The sequence below is a fragment of the Bartonella sp. AC70YNML genome, assembly GCF_042196545.1.
GTDB lineage: Bacteria > Pseudomonadota > Alphaproteobacteria > Rhizobiales > Rhizobiaceae > Bartonella.
In genome coordinates this window covers 342,171-360,631 of the sequence record NZ_JBHIQK010000001.1, presented here as the reverse complement: position 1 = coordinate 360,631, position 18,461 = coordinate 342,171, and the positions used below count along the sequence as shown (strand labels likewise).

Genomic DNA, 18,461 nt, shown 5'->3' with positions numbered 1-18,461 from the left:
TCATTTTTGCTATAGATTTTTTGCAAAAAATGTGAAACGATTTACTATTATTTATGTATCACATTAGCTTTTAGGGGAGCAATTATGATTACAAAGTATTTAATCTCAACATCTATATTTTCTTTAATTTCAATTTCTATCGTACAGGCAGCGGATAGCGTTATTCCTGAACAGCCTGTTCCTGTTATTGCAGCGCCTTCTTTTTCTTGGACAGGATTTTATCTTGGAGGGCAGATTGGAAACTTTTCAGGCAAAACGACTGCAAGTTATTTAAAAAAAGAGACAGGGATATGGAATCCAGTTGGAAAAGAGAATTTGCCTAAACTTTCTGGTTTTATCGGGGGCGTTTATGCAGGTTCCAATATTGATATCGATAATGGTTTTATTATAGGTATTGATACGGATGTTATGTGGTCTAATAAAAAAAGTACGAAGGATATCCCTCTACCAAAAAATAAACCTGAAGGAATAGCAAAATCTTTAGAAAGAACAGGTTACACGAGAGATTCTCATGAGGAGGAATCTCCAGCGTTACCTATTGAGGCTATACAGCATACTTTAAAACAAAAATGGTCAGGTGCTACGCGAGTGAAAGTTGGTTTTGCACTTGAACGTATGATGCCTTATGTTTCTGGAGGAATTGCTTATACGCAACTTCAGAATATTTTTGCGGCAGTAGCTGATAGCAAAAATGGAGAAGTTGATTTTTCTGATTGGTTGCATGATGAAAAAAAGACCATGATTGGTTATACCCTTGGAGGTGGTATTGATTTTGCAATGACTGATAATATTATTGTACGTGCAGAATATCGTTATTCAGATTTTGGCAAAAAGAAATTCATACAGGATAAATTTGAAATGGGCTACAAGACAAACGATTTCCGTGTGGGGGTAGCTTATAAATTTTAATTTTTTGCAGAATTAAACACTTCAAAAGTCTCATTTTCGAATGAGGCTTTTGTTTTTCAGATATGTTCTAGTAAATATCCTTTACTCAAAAAAGCTACTATTTTATTCGAACAATACTTTGATTTGTAAATATAAATTACTTTTTGTCATGTTGAGTGAGAGACCCAAGTGTCATAAGATTTTCTCATTTTTAACCTATACCATATTGAACCAATCTAAACCATGTCTTTTGTACATCAAAAAGAGGGAGATTCGTGAGATAAAAACATTCAAGAAAGAATAAAAATGCTTCTTATGAACCATCTTAAGTGCTAAAGACTTTCGCTACATTAGGGGGGTGGCGAAGTATGAGATTTGATACGAGCTTGCTTTTCCATAAACGTGAAGATGGTGTTGCTAAATGGACTTAACATTACATCATTCCTAGGTGCCGTCGGGAAATGGGTTTGGGTGCTTTAAAAGATGCTTTTTTAAACCAACATGTGAATTGGCAAGCTAATGGCATTTTATTTTATTTGAAAGATTTCTCATACAATCAACTTTTCTGTTTTGCGGTATCGTAAAATATTTTATTTAATAACAAAAAGCTCGCAAAAAATTCTAAAGAACATAAAATTACATCCACAATGTAACTCAATAATAAAATAATTATAAAGAGTATTATAAAGTGATTTATAGGAAAAAATAGATGAAAAATTAGGAATTTATTGAGATATAAAAAATATTATTACCTATGTTTTTTATCGAAACATAATCTATTATTTTTCCTAAGTTTTTAATGTACGATAATAAATTTTGAGTGAAATAGTAATGGATCATTTCAAATCTATTTACGATAAATCAATCAACATCATTTGTTTATGAATCACAAGTATATTGGGTTATTTAAATTATATAATTTAGTTATTATTTGGCTTTTTTAGCCATTGATTTTCAGGCATAGAAGCTGAATGAGCTTCTCTATTATTCTATAAAATATCATCATTGTAATAATATAAGGATTTTACGCATTAGATGCTTTTGGAGGAGTGGATGATGAAATTCAAAGCAGGGTTTATGTGTAGAGCTTTGTGAAGTAAATCACATGTGCGATTAGCAGATGGAACCCTTGAGACAAGAATCCGAATTATTTATAAATCAGATGTGGTAGAATTTTCGTCCTTTAGGGCGGGAAGGAAGAAAACCAAAACCGATAAGTTTGTAAAAAGCTAGTCACATAAGTGGGGCTGCAGATGGAACTGTCTGAGAAAAATTGATCTATTGACAGAGAAGGTGAAACTTTATCTTTTAAGGAGAAAAAGGAAATAAGAATTATGATTTCCAAAGGGATATGAAATAAAAATATTTTCATTTTTGGTTGTTTGGGCAACTATGAAGGTGTTTAAAGATTAATTGTTTCAGTACATGCAATCTCGTTTTTGGGGTTGATAATGCTATAACGTTGTAATTGGCAATGCCATTGATTTTGTAAGCGTTCAATGGAAAATAAATTAAAGCCTGCGGGCGGTTTTTTATCACCAAAAGCTTGTGATGCGGAAGGAACACCAACAATAGGGATTTTTTTAATTGGTCCTTCAATGTAATTCAATGTGGGTAAATGAGTATGTCCGTGAAGAATAAGCTCACAACCGTGGTATTTGATAACGTCTAGAAAACGTTTTATATCCCGTAGTTTTTTATGCCAAGACGTTGCCTTTGGAAAGGGGGGGTGGTGAATCATGACGACACGAAAAAGGTTGCATTGTGCTGCTTCCTTTAAAAAGAGCGGTAAAGTTTGCGCTTGCATTTTACCAAAATAACCGGAAGCTTGAAAAGGCAATGTCGCAATGGCTGAAGAAGCTGCTATGATGGCAACATCTTTACGAATGCGCATATAAGGAAAGACGCTTTTTTGAGGGATGTCACCTGTAATCCAAGGTTTAAAAAGAGTGCATGCTTTTTGTAAAGCGCCGCGGACATAGGCATCATGATTTCCAAATGTCAAAGAAATATCTTGGGGTTGTCCTAAGTTAAGGAGCCAACGATACGCTTGTTCAAATTCCTTATCGAGAGCAAGATTGACAAGATCACCAGAGATCACCAGGTGATCAGGCTTTGTTTTTTTCAAGGCATCCATTAAAGTTTCTAAGACATTTGTTGCCATCTGACTCTTACGTTTTTTTTGCCAGTTCAGATAACCGGTAAGACGCTTCCCAGAAAGTTCAAAAAGGGAAGGTTGCGGGAGAGGGGAAAGATGTACATCCGATATATGGGCAAGATAAAACATAAAAGCTCGTAGAGTATTAAAAACGATTTAAAGAATAAACATAAGATAACTTAGTGTTTAAAGGCAAGAAAGATGGTAAAATGAAAATTAGCTTGCAAAAAAAGAATGTCTCAAACGGAATGTTCCAAATAGAATATCCCTAATAAAATATTATTGTGTCGTACATTCACATATTTGTAAAAAACATTTCTCAATGCGTTTGAGCTAATTTCAAGACGGTACTCGATATTATAATGGAAAGCTTCTGTGAACTATATAGGGCTTACTGTACACTACCATCTCTACGCTTATACAAGGTGCAAATAAAAAACATCATACTATTTTCCCCCCAATTTTATGAAAATTCTTGCTTTGCTTTAAGAGGATTCATAAGAGGTATTTCACTCTTTTCTTCAATGGTTTCTATCCATACAGCATTTCTTCTAATAATACGCAAGAGAATGTTTTTTATTATTTTAATATGAGGATATTGGAAATAAGGAGAATTCCACTGTATTTTGAGTTATAAATCAATACGTTATATAATTATAAAAGACAAGTAAATACGTAAAAGGATAAGCTAAATTTAAAAACTATTATACTAAATTTCAGATTTTTTAACGGCCTTCACGATACCACATGCTGCTCAACAGTAAAAGGCAGGCAAGCAGTGCAAAAAAGCCAGAAAATATCGAAAAATAAAAGGTATTGATTAAACGGGTTTCGGTTGCTTCTTTCAGAACAATTGAATGTGCTGGGGAAGAGGACGGACTTTTTTTTGATTGAATCAGCTTGAATGGAGGAAGATGAAAATTTTCTTTTCCCTCAGGGTGTAAACGTCCGATGTAGCCACCAGTGTGCTTAATAATGGGGGCCAGTTTTTCTTGTGTTGAAGTTAAGTCAAACAACTCAAGATTATCGAGCATCCCTACAGAAGAAAGTATTGTTAAATCGCCATTTTTAATGGTAAAAACTCCTGTCTCATCAGTGGTCACAGTTGCAGTAAAAAGGCCTTCTTGTTCTTTGGTGAGAGTAATATTTTCTTTTTTTCCAGAGGGAAAGATTATTTCGACGGGCTCTGGATGCTCTTTGAGGGTTTGGCGGCGAATTGTTAAATGATGATTGCTGCTGGTTGCACTTAATTTTTCTTCTTCAAGTTCTGGTTCTTTCATAAGCCAATGGGCAATTCGTCGATAAAGAGCAGCATAAGGACCTCCGCCTTCGAAACCTCTAGCCCAAAGCCAACTTTCATCGGAAAGCAACATGCCTACACGCCCTTTATCAACATGGGAGAGAATTAAAAGTGGTTGTTCATTGGCTCCTTTCATGAGGGCGATTCCGTTATTTATATTTTGAATAGCAATTTGTCGCAACCATTGTCCCCATTGAGAAGCTGGAAGGTTAAGTGTTGCAAGACCCCTTGTGACAGGATGGCGCTCACCTTCTTTGGTTAATGCGGGGCGAAAAGGTTTTTCAATAATAGTTCCATTGGGCAATGCCGGTAGAATGCTTATTAAAGGTGTTTTCGCAAGTGAGTTTTTTTGGGTAAATTCAGGTCCTGTTACCATCAACAATGCACCCCCCTTTTGTACATATTGGGCGATATAATCATAATAGATTAAGGGGAGAACAGTAGAGTGCTGGTAGCCATCAAGGATGATGAGATCAAAGTTATTAATTTCTTCAACAAAGAGTTTTCTTGTGGGAAAGACCACTAAGGATAATTGGCTTGAGGGCGTATTATCTGCTTTGGTGGGGGGACGCAAAATAGTAAAGTGAACAAGATCAATATTGGAGTCACCTTTCAAAAGGTCTCGCCATGTCCGTTCTCCATTATAAGGAGCACCTGAAATAAGAAGAACGCGTAAATTTTCTCTGATTCCTTCAATAATTGTTATAGCGCGGTTATTTTCAAAGCTTAGTTCACCTTTGTATGGATCAGTTATAACTTGGATAATATTTTTTTCAGCATGAGGAAGAGTAATTTCAGTTTGAAAAATCACGCCAGGAGTTACAGAATAATGGCCAATGTCTTGTCCATTGACGCTTAGTGTAATATTTGCTTTCTGTGGTATTGTTTTTTTGGCGGGGCCTTTATCTTCTACCAAAATGGAGAGCGTTTGTGGTTTGTTGACAAGGGCAAAGCGTGGAGGAGAAATAAACTTGATTTGGCGATCAAATTCATCTGAGTATCCTGTAATCAAAGCATTGAGAGGTGCTTCATGATGAAGATCTGATAGGTCAGGGATGTCATGCACTTGTCCATCAGTGATAAAAATGGTTCCTGCATAACGAGAGAATGGTACATCAGATACTGCTTGTGTTAAAGTCTCAAACAAATTCGTTGAGGGCGCATACTGATTATCAGCAAGTTTTCCAGCTTCAATAAAACGTGGTTCAAATTGTGGATAATGCGCCAATACTTGAGTTAATTGCGCGCGCGCTTCATCACTGTCGTTTGTACGTGTTCCAAATGTTTGGCTTTTGCTGCGGTCAATAATAATTCCCACTGTGCTTTTCAGTGGTTCGCGCTGTTCTTTTATGATCATTGGATTAAGCAAAGCAAGGATGAGGGCGCTTAATGCCATCAGACGAAATATAGAACCTTGACGTTGCGTAACAAGACCAACAACGACAAAAAGAAAGGATATTCCGCTTAAGAGCAGAATCCAAAAGAGTGGTAAGAAAGGCTGAAAAGTGAAAAGTGGTATCATTGCCTTCTTTCTCTTTTAAAGCGTTCCAAGAGCGCTGGAACATGAACTTGGTCCGCTTTATAGTTTCCTGTAAGCACATAAAGGACAATATTTAAACCAGCACGAAATGCCCATAGACGTTGCATTGGATCATTGGGAACAAGGGGATATTTCCATGCTCCTTTTTCATCGAGTGCCCAAGCACCGGCAAAATTATTGGCGGTGATGAGAAGAGAACTTACGTTATCACCACTGGCAAGAGAATTTTTATTTTTTTTGTTTATTGATGAAGATTCAACCCATAAAGGTGAACCACGGTAGAGACCAGGAAAATCTGGCATAATATAAAAGGAACGTGCAACAACGTGATCTGTTGATGCTGGCTCGATGGATGGAATATTTAATCCTTTTAAGATGGTTCGTAATCTTTGCGTTTCTGGAGTGGCATCTCCTTCAAGATTAAGGTTGCTCTTTATCTGATCGCGTGTGTCAAATAAAATTGTTCCCCCATGTTTCATAAAATTATTTATTTTTTCAAGGCTTTTGGGAGTTGGTATAGGACTCTCAATATCAATTGGCCAGTAAATAAGAGGATAAAAGGAGAGTTCATCTTTATCGAGATCAAGTGCTGTAACAGAGCCAGGGGAGAGCATTGTGCGCTCTGCGATAAATTGGCTTAAGGCTTCTAGACCACTTTTACTCGTTATATCAATTTCACGATTGTTGGTTATAACGTAGGCAAGATGTGTTGCACCAGCGGCTTGTATACTATCACGATGATTTTCTGTCGTTTGTGCATGAAGAATTGGAGCATATGCAAATAAGGCAATAAGAATTATGATAGGGAGGAAAAACATATTATGCCGTTTATTGAAAGAAAAAATACCTCTCATCCATAAAATGAGAAAATTATCAAAGGCGAATAATAAGATGGCTAATCCTAAAAGTGGACCGGTAAGATTTTTTTCTTTTGTATCGTAAAATAAAGGACTCTTGTTCAGAGAAGGTGGCAATGATGATTGTTTCACCAAGCGCGATGAATGAGTTAAGAGATTAAGCGCATAAAAATCGTTTTTGACACCATAAAGTCCTGGTGGAGTATGATAGGAAGGACGGGGTGGATTTTGAGCATCAAAGACCAGTGGAACAACATCAGAGGGTGGGACTTGTAATTGTCCGTCAGCGGCTATAGTTCGCCAAGGGCTTTGTACCACTGTTCTTTTTTCTCTATGTGTTGGGTTTATATTTTCATAGGTGCTTAATGTGATTAGTTTTTGCAACATTTGTGCAAAAAAGCCAGAAAGAGGAAGATTAGACCATGTTGGGTCAGGAGCAACATGAATGAGAATGAGGGTTCCTTTACCACGTTTTGCTGCGGTAATAAGAGGAGTTCCATCCGAAAGGCTAAGCCACGTTTTTTCAAAAAGATCTGGGGTTGGTTCTGCGAGGATTTGGCGCGAGACAGTAACATCTCCTGGAAAGGGAAGACCAAAGAAAAAGCTATTTTTTGCAAAAGGTGCAAGCTTTTGTGGTTTTGTCCAAGACATAATACTTCCAAGGGAACGTTGACCTGGGCGCAGTGGTATCGGAAGAAGGTTATCGTAATGTTCTACGCTACTGAGATTTTCTCCTGCAAAGCGGATGAGGGTTCCCCCTTTATTCACAAAATCAGAAAGTTTTTTTTCTGCATTTTCGGGCATGTTAACAATGTCACCCATAATAAAAACAGATGGATTTTGTTTAAGCAAATGATCAATATCCGTTGAAAGTTCTCTTCCACCGGCTGTTATAAGCTGTGTATGACCTTGTAAGGCTTTAATAATGTAATAAAATGGAGCAAGTAAAGGCTGTGCCATTTCATTGGTATCTGGTGAGAGAAGAGCAACACGGCTTATCCTGCTATGGCTGTCTACCAAGAAGGTTGCAGCAGCATGGTTTTGATTGTTTATTTTTATCCAAGCGATATCATTGCGTAGTTCAAGTGGGATATCAAAAGGAACAAGTGCTGTTGTTTCTCCTTCAGAGAAATTGTTCATAAATTGACCGAGAAGATGATTATTTGAATCGTAAAGGCTGAGTATAGCGGGAGTATTACTGTGTGTTGTTGAGCGGATAATACGCGCGCCCATGTTTCCATTGTTATTTTCTATGGATGTTATGCCGGTTAAATCGGAAATATCAGTCAAATACCACAAGAAGTTTCTAGGTTTTAATTCTTCAAGAAGAGCAAAAGCTTGCTCATCTTCATTTGTTTGTAATCCATCACTTAAATAAGCAATATCAAGAGGTTTTCCTTTGGTTATTTCGCTGAGTTTTTTGAAGGCATGCACACGGTTGACAGGCCAAGGACGCGGTTGCAAATGCATTAAATACTGTTTTATAATCTTGGCTGGTTGGGGCTCTATATTGGAGATATCATTTTCAGCCGTTGCAACAAGATAAATATCTTTTTGCTGTTTTTCTGCCTGTGCAAGGAGTATTTCAGCGATAGAGATGCGTTTTTTCCATTCTTTTACAGAAACCCAACCATTATCAATAATGAGTGCAAGGGGTTGAGACCCAGAAAAGCTTATTGGTTTTTGATTCCAAGTGGGGCGTGCTAGAGCTATGATAACAAGTGCCGCTATGGTTAAACGCAACAAGAGCAACCACCAAGGTGTATGTTTTGCTGTTTCTTGTTGATGAGTTGGTTTGGGTAAGAAGCGAAAAGGGGGAAAAAGCTCTTTACGCGGAGATGGAGGAGTTATCCGCAACAGCCACCAAATGACCGGTAGGAACAAAAGCCCTAGTAACAGAAAGGGAGCAGCAAAACTCAAAGTGCCCTCCTTTTTTGCAATGGAGAGTCGCTCATTGTATTTGCGAGATGAAAAATAGTCTCTGTTAAAGGTTGATCCGTTGTACTAACGTGATAAGACCATCCTTGGCGTGCGCAAAAATTTACCAATTCTTGTCGCCTTGCGTGATATAGTTTACAATAGCTCTTACGAAGATTTTCTGCTTTAGTGGAAACATGTTTCTCTTTCGTTTCAGGATCCAAAAATGCTGTGTGACCTGTGTAGGGGAAGCTTTCTTCTGCGGGATCAGCAATCTCAATTAAATGAGCTGTCACCTGTTTTGTAGTTAAAACGGTTAAATGTTGGATGATTTTTTCAGGATAGTCGAGAAAATCACTCATTATAACGACATGTGAAAAGCGTGTAATCGTTGAAAAATCCGGAAATGAATTTTCATCTGAATGATTTTCTAAAGCAAAGGCTATTCGTTCTACGACATTGGATGTCATTGTGGGGGACATTAAGTTGGGAATAGCAATATGTTCGCCACTGCGTGCAAGAAGGGATGCCAAGGTAAGGGTAAGAAGAGTGGCATGATTACCTTTAGAGATTTTAGAAAAGCGCGAACAGTAATGCATTGATGCGCTCTGATCAGGACAAAGCCAAACGGTTTGTGTCATTTGCCATTCATGTTCACGGAGATATGTATTTTCATCACGCGCTGAGCGACGCCAGTCAATGCGGCTAATGGATTCTCCTTCCATATAGGGACGAAATTGCCAAAAGTTTTCCCCATTACCGCTTTTACGTTGTCTATGCCATCCGGTTATCAATGTATTAGCGATATGACGCGCTTGTAAAAGGAAATATGGCATTTTGCCAGTATCCTTATGCAGTTCATTTGCCAGCGACAATGGAGGCTTTTGTAAAACTTTTTTGCCAAGAGCCATTCAAAGAGCATCTTTCACAAGGTTATTAATAATATCTTTTACGGTTATATCTTCAGCACGGGCAGAAAAATTAAGAGCCATGCGGTGTTGTAATACGGGATAGGCCAATGCTTCAACATCATCAAGTGAAGGAGCTAAGCGTCCATAATAAAGAGCACGAGCGCGAACACAAAGTGAAAGGGCTTGTGATGCCCGTGGACCAGGTCCCCAAGAAACATAAGTATTAGCAAGGCTATTGTCTTTATGAGGGCGAGATGAGCGGACAATTTTTAAAATAGCTTCAATCACATTTTCTGAAAGAGGCATTTTGCGAACGATATTTTGAATTTTTTGCAATTTTTTGCCGGATAAAATTGGTTTTGCATTTGATTTTTTTTCTTTTGTTGTTTCTAAAATAATCCGTCGCTCTGTTGTGAGGTCAGGATAGTCAATATCGATTTGCATCAAAAAGCGATCCAGTTGTGCTTCAGGAAGTGGATAGGTCCCTTCTTGTTCGAGAGGATTTTGCGTTGCAAGAACATGAAAAGGTTGTGGCAAATCATAACGGGTACCTGCAACAGTAACATGATATTCTTGCATAGCTTGTAAAAGGGCTGACTGTGTCCGTGGGGAAGCACGATTGATTTCATCGGCCATGAGAAGTTGCGTGAAAATAGGACCTTGAATGTATCGAAAAGAACGTTTACCGTCTTTATCGGAATCCATAATTTCAGAACCAATAATATCCGATGGCATTAAGTCAGGAGTGAATTGGATGCGTTTTTCATCAAGCCCTAAGACTGTTCCCAATGTTTCAACAAGACGTGTTTTTGCAAGTCCTGGAGCACCGACAAGAAGGGCGTGACCACCAGCAAAAATAGCGATTAAAGCATATTCGATTACCTGATTTTGCCCAAAAATAACTTTGTCAATTTCTTTTTGTAAAATATCCAACTCTTTGTGTGCCGTATCAATATCATCAATAATGACTTGAGCTTCATGATTGATATTGACCTTTTTTATAGAATTGGATGATGGATCATGTTGACTCATATTTCTTCCTTAAGGCGTTTGTCGCAAAAATGGTAATTTTCTCTGCATGATAATGGATATCTTATTGTTTGTAACAGAAAATGAGAAGAAATGAAGTATCATATGCCGTTTTTTTTCATATTCATATAGAAGAGAAAAGTTTCTTTGGAAGAATAGACGTGCTTTATAAGGGATGTCTTAAAAAAATTGTTTTATGAAGAGAGTTTTTTAAAGCAATGAAGACAACTTTTTTGAAAGGTTAAAGGGTGAATATAAGACAGAACTTCAAACAGGTTGCGTGGTTACAACAAAGCGATATCCAAACACTTCTTCGTGTTTTGTCTGTGGAGGGGGAAGAGGCGCGTATTGTAGGGGGAGCAGTACGCAATCAACTGCTAGGGCAGCCTATTAGTGATATTGATATTGCCACAACCTGCTTGCCGCAACAGATTATCGCACGTGTAGAAGCAGCAGGATTTAAAGCTATTCCTACAGGGATTGCGTTTGGTACAATAACAGTAGTTGCTCATTCATGTTCTTATGAGGTTACAACGCTTCGCTGCGATATTGAAACGGATGGTCGTCATGCAAAAGTGGCATTTGGTCGTGATTGGAAAAAAGATGCTGAACGGCGAGATTTTACGATAAATGCGCTTTATTGTGATGCTGCTGGCAACCTTTATGATGATGTGGGAGGTTTGAGTGATATTGCTAGCCGAACAGTTCGTTTTATTGGGGTTGCAGAAGATCGTATTGGCGAAGATTATTTGCGTATTTTACGGTTTTTTCGCTTTTTTGCGTGGTATGGAGCAGGGCGACCTGATGTGCAAGGATTGAAGGCATGTGTTCGTTTAAAACACGGTTTAAAAAAACTTTCTTCTGAACGTATTTGGGCAGAAATGAAAAAGCTTCTTGCGGCGTTTGATCCAACGCGTGCTCTTTTATGGATGCGACAAAGCAGAATTTTGGCACTCATTTTCCCTGAAACAGAACGATGGGGTATTGATGCAATTCACGCATTGGTGAAGACAGAACAGGCTCTTGGTTGGAAAGTTGATCCATTGTTACGGCTAGAAAGCCTTCTTCCTCCTGATCCCATGCGTCTTCATGAAATGGCACAGCGCTTGCGTTTTTCTCTTAAGGAAACAACGCGATTAAAAGAATGGGCAGAGTTAGAAATAATAAACCAAAACTGTTCTGATCATTTTGTGCAAAAACTGATTTATTTTCATGGACGACAGCCAGTTTTAGATCAATTATCGTTGTCTGTCGCTGCATCACATCTTGATCATCTGGAAAAAAGTGATGCTTTGCAAAAAGCAGAGGGTTATATTAAGCTTTATCAACTTGCCAAAAAATGGCAAATTCCAACTTTTCCTATTAATGGTAACGATTTAATAAAAAAAGGTTTTACGAAAGGTATACTTTTAGGAAAAAAGCTTAAAGAGCTAGAAATGATATGGATTGAAAGCGGATTTTTAATGGATCGTCATGCACTATTAGAAAAAATTGATTTATAATATTTCTGTTTATAAACCCACTGTTTTTTATATTTTTTAAGTCAACATATTAATTTATAATAATCACTATTCATGTGAAAGAAGAGTCCACAATATTGTAAGGTTATTTCAAACCTGTTCATATTACATCAATCAAAATTATTGCCTTACACGTCACAAGTGAGGAAAAATGATTACAGAGGGGGAAAATGTCTCTTATAAACCATCTCAAAGATAAGGATTCTCGAAAATGAGAACGAATAAAGAGAATAGTGATAGCGGTTTGCACCTTGTATGACCATAAAGAGGGGGATGTTCACTGGATTTTTACTATGAGGAGTATTTAATCATTCATAGGTGGTGATATGAGGTGATATGAAATGGATGTGATGGGCACTAATAAATGTTTATTTTACAAGCACTTAATTGTTTGAAAATGATAGGCATTATACGCTCTAACTGTTCTTTATATGTTGTATTATTGTTTTTCGTGATAATTTATATTTTTATAAAATACATTTTCTTTCATAATAACCAATTTGGCGCAATGCTTCTCCTGTTGTTATAGCCACGCTCATGGCGAGATTGAGAGAGCGTGCCTGTGGTTGCATGGGAATTTTCAGTGTGTAATCGGCCGTTTCATGAACATAATCGGGAACTCCAGCTGATTCCCGACCAAAAAGTAAAACATCATTTCTTTGATAGCATATCTGCGTATAGCATGTTTTTGCTTTTGTACTTAAAAGCAACAGGCGGCGGTTAAAGTGTTTCATGGAGCTTATAAAATGTTGCCAATCAATGTGTCGTTCTAAGGAAGCATATTCGAGATAATCCAATCCTGCGCGTTTGAGATTACGATCCGACAGATTAAAGCCTGCAGGTTCAATAATGTGCACATGTAAACCAAAGCAAGCGCTAAGACGTAAAATCGTTCCAGTATTACCAGCAATATCAGGTTGGAAAAGAGCTATATGAAGTGTCATGTTCTCTGTAATATGATTTTTCTTTCGACTTTGTAAAGAAATACCACAATTTATTCGAAAAATATGCTTTGAGAAATACATGTTTTTTACGGTTAATTTTTATTCCCTTTAAATTTCAGGGAAAAAGTTATGTATACAGATCTGTTTGGGATAAGAGAGAAGCTCCCTATTCGGGACTTCATTTTATTGAGCGATCCATGAATGGATTGGCTCATTATGTTGAAAAGTGGGATATTTAATGAGGTTAGATCATCCATTTTAATTAAAATCAACAAAATATGCTTTTTATGCAAAAACAGAAGCTTATGCAAAAAAAGAAGCGAAAAAAATACTCATACAACCAGTTGGAATTGAGAGAGGGAGAGATGCTGTAAATGTGTTAAAGAAATAACCGATAAGCTCAACTTGTTTACTGAGATATGGTCATAATAAGACTATCTTTCTTTAGAAGTGTTTATTTACATGCTATCTCTGATTTTCACGGGCGGGGGAGTAATTTTGATTGATTAATATGAATAGGTTGGAAATGAAAAAACCTTACGGTGTTTCAGGATTTCATTCACTCTGTAAAATGATGAATTATCATTATAAAACAGTTTTTTGTATAAACCATACAAATGGCAGGAGTTTTTACGGGGATGTTTTTATGATTGAGGTAACTGAGTGATCAAGCATTGTACAATGGGAGAGGGTATGGTAGAAAGGATGCTTTAGCAAAGTGTCTCTTTAAGTTAAGGCCATGGGTGAGCAAACGAGGCGGGATTTTCTGTTTTTGGTAACAGCTGTTGCAGGAGCAGTTGGAATGGGAGCGGTTATGTGGCCTTTTATCCGTCAGTTGTGTCCAGATGAAGCTGTTTTGGCATCTTCCTCTGTTGAGGTTGATCTTTCTGGTATTGAAGAGGGGATGTCGATAACGGTAAAGTGGCGAGGACAGCCTGTTGTTATTCGAAATCGTACGGCAAAAGAAATTGCTGATGCGCGCGCTACTGAATTGAGACTTCTAAAAGATCGTCAAGCGCGCAATCCTAATCTTGAAGGTGAAAAGGAAGCAACAGATTTTGCGCGTTCAGCAGGTAAAGGACGTGAAAATTGGCTTATTGTTATTAATCTTTGTACGCATCTAGGCTGTGTAACACTTGGGCAATCGGGTAAATTTGGAGGATGGTTGTGTCCCTGTCATGGGTCTGTTTATGATACAGCTGGAAGAGTGCGTTCGGGTCCAGCTAACTATAATTTGGCTATTCCTCCTTACCAATTTCTTTCTGATACTTTGCTCAAAATAGGATAAGGTTATGACAAGGTTTTCTCCTTATTGTCCTAAAAATGCACTTGCTCGTTGGTTTGATAAGCGTTTTCCTCTTCCTCGTTTTTTTTATAATGCATTTGTGATTTTTCCTGTTCCGCGTAATCTTAATTACTTTTACACATTTGGCGGTATTTTAACCATTATGCTTTTATCACAGCTATTGACAGGTATTGTCTTGGCTATGCATTATGTTCCGGATATTCATTTGGCTTTTGAAACTAGTGAACGATTTCGGCGTGAAGGGCAGTTTGGTTGGCTTTTTCGTCCATGGCATTGTGTAGGCTCTTCGTTTTTTTTTATTGCTGTTTATATCCATTTGGCACGTGGACTTTATTATGGTTCTTATAAAAATATGCGAGAAATGGTATGGGTTACAGGTATTTTTATTTATATCATCATGATGGCAATAGCGTTTTTTGGTTATGTGCTTGTTTGGGGGATGATGTCTATTTCAGCTGCTTCAGTGATTGCAGGGCTTTTCAAAACGATTCCTTTAGTGGGGTCTTGGTTGCATGAGACACTTCTTGGTGGTTATGTCGTAGGACAACCAACGTTGAATCGTTTTTATGTTTTCCATTATGTTTTATCATTTGTTTTGCTTCTTTTTGTGGGGCTTCATATTTGGGCAATTCATTGTGTTGGGCAAGGAAATCCAACGGGTCTTGCTATACAGTCAGATAAGGAAACGGTTCCATTTTCGCCTTATGCACTGATCAAAGATATTTTTGCTATTACTGTTTTTCTCATCTTCTTTGCCTGGTTTTTGTTTTATATGCCCGATTATATGGGGCAGGTTGAAAATTATAGTGTGGCAGATCCTTTAAAGGCACCTCTTCGTGTGGTTCCAGAATGGTATTTTTTGCCTTTTTATGCGATGCTTCGTGCTATAACTTTTGATATTGGTATTTTCTCTTCAAACTTTGTTGGCTTTGTTTTATTCGTCAGTTCGATTTGCATTTTAATTTTTGTGCCATGGTTAGACCGCTCTAAAATATGTTCAGCAAGATATCGACCTGTTTATAAAATTTTCTTTTGGGCGTTGGTTATTGATGTCGTTTTTCTTGGTTGGTTGGGGTCAAGAGAAATAAGTGACAAAATTCTTTTATGGACACAATTGGCTACGGTTTATTATTTTATATTTTTTTTGGTTATTTTGCCGATTTTGCCAGCGTTTGAAAAAAATTATTCTCTTCCTTCTTCAATTATGCAAGATTTAAAACAGAAAAAAAAGAGACTATGGTAAATGTTTTTTTCGGGCTGGTTGTTATTGTTGCTATGAGTTTTTCTGCTCAGAGTTTAGCGGGTGATGCCTCTGATCAGGAAGAGGGATTTATTTCTTTTCCTTTACAGGTTCCTAAAAAACAAGAATGGAGTTTTTCAGGTCCATTTGGGTTCTACGATAAGGCGCAATTGAGGCGCGGATTAAAGGTTTATAAACAAGTTTGTTCCAGCTGCCATGGGCTAAAATATGTGGCTTTTCGCAATTTAAAAGCTCTTGGGTATGATCAAGAACAGATTAAAGTTTTGGCGGGGCAGTATGAAGTGCGTGATGGTCCTAATCGAGAAGGAAAATTTTTTAAACGTGCTGGGGTTGCAACGGATTATTTTCCTTCTCCCTTTGCGTATGAAGAAGAAGCAAGACAGGTTTTGAATGGTGCTTATCCTCCAGATTTGTCATTGATGGCACGTGCACGTGGTGTATCTTTGCCTTTTCCTGCTTTAATTACGGATGTTTTGACTCATTATGATACGGCTGGTCCAGATTATATTACAGCTCTTTTAACAGGATATCAGGAAGCGCCGAAGAAAGTAAAAGTTGCTGATGGTTATTGGTATAATCCTTATTTTATTGCCAGTAATTTTTTAACTATGGCACCTCCTTTGAGTGATGGTGTAGTTGCTTATGAAGATGGAACCCCAGAAACCGTTGAACATTACGCTCGTGATGTTTCTGCTTTTTTGATGTGGTCTGCTGATCCTCATATGGAAATTCGTAAAAAAACCGGTTTTCGTGTTATTTTATTTTTAATCATTTTTGCAGGGCTTGTTTATATTTTAAAAGGTCGTATTTGGCGTAGTTTAGAAGAAGAGTTTGAGAAAGAAACAAAAGACGAAATAAAGAAAAAAGGATAAGGCGACTGGTTTTGAAAGAGTATAAAAAGCATAAGGAACAAATCTGTTTATAATGCATTGAGGTTTTATAAAGTAAAAGCAAAGTAAAAACGGAGATGTTAAAATGAAAAAAATTTCATGTACTACTCTTATGTCAATTTTGATGATTTCTAGTACTTATGCGCAGTCTTTTGAAGGACCTTCTAAACCTGAAATGATTTCTTCGACAGGTATTGTACAGGTAGGGATAAATAATTCTGTGCGTTATGTAACACCTTTAGCAACGGATTTTGTTGCTTCTAGCCTTATAGGTGCTAAGGTATATAATATAGAAGATGAAAATATTGGTGAAGTAAAAGATATTATTTTACGTGAAAATAATATTGCGGGATTTGTTGTTGCAGTTGGTGGTTTCCTTGGTATAGGGGAGAGTTATGTGGTCGTTTCTCCAGAAACAATCCAGATGACAAATGATTATGGTAAGTGGAAACTTATTACAAATGCGACAAAAGATTCTTTAAAGGACGCTCCAACATTTAAATACGAAGGGCGTTGGACGCGCTAATTTTATATTTCCATTCTTGAATGGATAAAACAGTTGCTGTCACAATAATGGTAGCACCTGTTTTTTGTTCAGGAGACCTTTAGGAACTTTTGCGGTAAGCTCTCATGAACTTAATACAAAATTTTCAAGATAAACTATTAAGATAGAGTGAAGATTTAAGTATTATGTTTAAATAACATGATATCGCCATCTTGCACAATGTATTCTTTTCCTTCATCGCGGGCTTTTCCTGCTTCTTTTGCACCGCTTTCTCCACCCAGAGCAATATAGTCATTGTAGCTGATGGTTTGTGCACGAATGAAGCCGCGCTCAAAATCTGAGTGAATAACGCCAGCTGCTTGGGGAGCTTTGGTACCACGCGCAATTGTCCATGCTCGCGTTTCCTTAGGCCCACAGGTGAAGTAAGTAATGAGATCAAGTAAATGATAACCAGCGCGAATAAGGCGATTTAAACTTGGTTCAAAGAGTCCTAGAGCATTGAGATATTCTGAGGCTTCAGCATCACTCAGTTGCGTGATTTCCGCTTCGATAGAAGCCGAAATGATAATACTTTGCGCATTTTGCTCTGTTGCCATTTTTTCAACTGTTTGGGTAAAACTATTGCCATGAGCGGCGTCATTTTCGCTTACGTTGCAAACATAAAGTACAGGTTTGGAGGTTAAAAGATTTAAACTTTTAAGAATGTTCTTTTCATCAGAAGAGATATCTTTGAGTAATAAGCGGACAGGGTTTCCCTGTTGCAGTATGTTTAATGCTTTTTCCATAATGGGTAGAATTGTAAGGGCTTCTTTATCTTTTCCAGTTGCTCGTTTACGGATTTGTACGATTCTTCTCTCAAGACTTTCAAGATCTGCAAGCATAAGTTCGGTTTCAACCGTTGTTGCATCACTAACAGGATCAATACGTCCTTCTACGTGGGTAATATCTTCGTTTTGAAAACAGCGTAAAACGTGGACAATGGCATCGACTTCACGAATATTGGCTAAAAATTTATTCCCTAAACCTTCGCCTTTTGAGGCTCCTCGTACCAACCCCGCAATATCCACGAAGTTAATGCGTGTAGGAATCGTTTCTTTTGAACCAGCAATTGATGCAATTTTTTCCATTCGTAAATCTGGAACAGCAACTTCACCGGTATTGGGTTCAATAGTACAAAAAGGATAATTGGCAGCCTGTGCAGTGGCTGTTTTTGTTAATGCATTAAAAAGAGTTGATTTCCCGACATTAGGTAATCCGACAATACCGCATTTAAAGCCCATGAGAGTCTTTCTTTTCTACTGATTTTATGGTTAAGATAAAGCTTCCTTTTTATAGCATATTTTCAGAAGAGTTATAGTCCTTGTCTTGCGATAAGTGAGAAAAAAGTCTAAAGTAGTAGGTATCTACTTTTTTACCTTAGTTCTTCTTATCTTAA

Annotated in this window: 13 protein-coding genes; 6 read left to right on the top strand and 7 right to left on the bottom strand. The window is 37.4% G+C overall.

The window, feature by feature from the left end:
• Positions 1-84: 84 nt before the first annotated feature.
• Positions 85-909, top strand: coding sequence for an outer membrane protein (locus ACFIMU_RS01625; RefSeq protein WP_375614411.1), 825 nt, complete (start codon positions 85-87; stop codon positions 907-909).
• A gap of 1,381 nt (positions 910-2,290) precedes the next feature.
• Here the strand turns inward: ACFIMU_RS01625 and ACFIMU_RS01620 are convergent.
• The 5 genes from ACFIMU_RS01620 to ACFIMU_RS01600 all read right to left on the bottom strand — a co-directional run bounded on the left by ACFIMU_RS01620 (position 2,291) and on the right by ACFIMU_RS01600 (position 10,603).
• Positions 2,291-3,175: a metallophosphoesterase family protein gene (locus ACFIMU_RS01620; RefSeq protein WP_375696760.1), complete on the bottom strand. Its 885-nt coding sequence runs from the start codon at positions 3,173-3,175 to the stop codon at positions 2,291-2,293.
• 596 nt (positions 3,176-3,771) lie between these two features.
• Entirely contained in the window at positions 3,772-5,868 is a 2,097-nt protein-coding gene (locus ACFIMU_RS01615) for a glutamine amidotransferase (RefSeq protein ID WP_375696759.1), read from the bottom strand.
• Positions 5,865-8,663 (bottom strand): DUF4159 domain-containing protein, encoded by a 2,799-nt coding sequence (locus tag ACFIMU_RS01610; protein WP_375696758.1) that lies wholly within the window; start codon positions 8,661-8,663, stop codon positions 5,865-5,867. The genes ACFIMU_RS01615 and ACFIMU_RS01610 overlap by 4 nt, the downstream gene beginning before the upstream one ends.
• Positions 8,660-9,571: a DUF58 domain-containing protein gene (locus ACFIMU_RS01605; protein WP_375696757.1), complete on the bottom strand. Its 912-nt coding sequence runs from the start codon at positions 9,569-9,571 to the stop codon at positions 8,660-8,662. The genes ACFIMU_RS01610 and ACFIMU_RS01605 overlap by 4 nt, the downstream gene beginning before the upstream one ends.
• Complete coding sequence (locus ACFIMU_RS01600; RefSeq protein WP_375606357.1) at positions 9,572-10,603, bottom strand: AAA family ATPase; 1,032 nt, start codon at positions 10,601-10,603, stop codon at positions 9,572-9,574.
• 245 nt (positions 10,604-10,848) lie between these two features.
• Here ACFIMU_RS01600 and ACFIMU_RS01595 point away from each other — a divergent pair, with 245 nt between their 5' ends.
• Entirely contained in the window at positions 10,849-12,102 is a 1,254-nt protein-coding gene (locus ACFIMU_RS01595; RefSeq protein ID WP_375610117.1) for a CCA tRNA nucleotidyltransferase, read from the top strand.
• A 485-nt stretch (positions 12,103-12,587) separates the two neighbouring features.
• Here ACFIMU_RS01595 and ACFIMU_RS01590 read toward each other — a convergent pair whose 3' ends face one another.
• Positions 12,588-13,064: a tRNA (cytidine(34)-2'-O)-methyltransferase gene (locus tag ACFIMU_RS01590; RefSeq protein WP_375606355.1), complete on the bottom strand. Its 477-nt coding sequence runs from the start codon at positions 13,062-13,064 to the stop codon at positions 12,588-12,590.
• A gap of 739 nt (positions 13,065-13,803) precedes the next feature.
• Between ACFIMU_RS01590 and petA the strand changes: the two genes are divergently transcribed.
• The 4 genes from petA to ACFIMU_RS01570 all read left to right on the top strand — a co-directional run bounded on the left by petA (position 13,804) and on the right by ACFIMU_RS01570 (position 17,047).
• Positions 13,804-14,352 carry a ubiquinol-cytochrome c reductase iron-sulfur subunit gene (gene petA, locus ACFIMU_RS01585; RefSeq protein WP_375614405.1) on the top strand — a complete coding sequence of 183 codons (549 nt, stop codon included), beginning with the start codon at positions 13,804-13,806 and terminating at the stop codon, positions 14,350-14,352.
• A gap of 4 nt (positions 14,353-14,356) precedes the next feature.
• The gene (locus ACFIMU_RS01580; protein ID WP_375606353.1) at positions 14,357-15,613 is read left to right on the top strand and encodes a cytochrome bc complex cytochrome b subunit; all 1,257 of its coding nucleotides are present in this window, start codon (positions 14,357-14,359) and stop codon (positions 15,611-15,613) included.
• Entirely contained in the window at positions 15,607-16,503 is an 897-nt protein-coding gene (locus tag ACFIMU_RS01575; RefSeq protein ID WP_375614404.1) for a cytochrome c1, read from the top strand. The genes ACFIMU_RS01580 and ACFIMU_RS01575 overlap by 7 nt, the downstream gene beginning before the upstream one ends.
• A gap of 103 nt (positions 16,504-16,606) precedes the next feature.
• On the top strand, positions 16,607-17,047 hold the full coding sequence (locus tag ACFIMU_RS01570) for a PRC-barrel domain-containing protein (protein WP_375606351.1): 441 nt from the start codon (positions 16,607-16,609) through the stop codon (positions 17,045-17,047).
• Positions 17,048-17,202: 155 nt separating this feature from the next.
• Here the strand turns inward: ACFIMU_RS01570 and ychF are convergent, their stop codons facing one another.
• A complete protein-coding gene (gene ychF, locus ACFIMU_RS01565) occupies positions 17,203-18,306 on the bottom strand; it encodes a redox-regulated ATPase YchF (RefSeq protein ID WP_375606350.1) in 1,104 nt (367 codons plus the stop codon).
• Positions 18,307-18,461: the final 155 nt, after the last annotated feature.

Coding starts and splice junctions, on each gene's coding strand:
- ACFIMU_RS01625 (WP_375614411.1), top strand. CDS start 85: ATGATTACAAAGTATTTAATCTCAACATCTATATTTTCTTTAATTTCA.
- ACFIMU_RS01620 (WP_375696760.1), bottom strand. CDS start 3,175: ATGTTTTATCTTGCCCATATATCGGATGTACATCTTTCCCCTCTCCCG.
- ACFIMU_RS01615 (WP_375696759.1), bottom strand. CDS start 5,868: ATGATACCACTTTTCACTTTTCAGCCTTTCTTACCACTCTTTTGGATT.
- ACFIMU_RS01605 (WP_375696757.1), bottom strand. CDS start 9,571: ATGGCTCTTGGCAAAAAAGTTTTACAAAAGCCTCCATTGTCGCTGGCA.
- ACFIMU_RS01600 (WP_375606357.1), bottom strand. CDS start 10,603: ATGAGTCAACATGATCCATCATCCAATTCTATAAAAAAGGTCAATATC.
- ACFIMU_RS01590 (WP_375606355.1), bottom strand. CDS start 13,064: ATGACACTTCATATAGCTCTTTTCCAACCTGATATTGCTGGTAATACT.
- petA (WP_375614405.1), top strand. CDS start 13,804: ATGGGTGAGCAAACGAGGCGGGATTTTCTGTTTTTGGTAACAGCTGTT.
- ACFIMU_RS01580 (WP_375606353.1), top strand. CDS start 14,357: ATGACAAGGTTTTCTCCTTATTGTCCTAAAAATGCACTTGCTCGTTGG.
- ACFIMU_RS01575 (WP_375614404.1), top strand. CDS start 15,607: ATGGTAAATGTTTTTTTCGGGCTGGTTGTTATTGTTGCTATGAGTTTT.
- ACFIMU_RS01570 (WP_375606351.1), top strand. CDS start 16,607: ATGAAAAAAATTTCATGTACTACTCTTATGTCAATTTTGATGATTTCT.
- ychF (WP_375606350.1), bottom strand. CDS start 18,306: ATGGGCTTTAAATGCGGTATTGTCGGATTACCTAATGTCGGGAAATCA.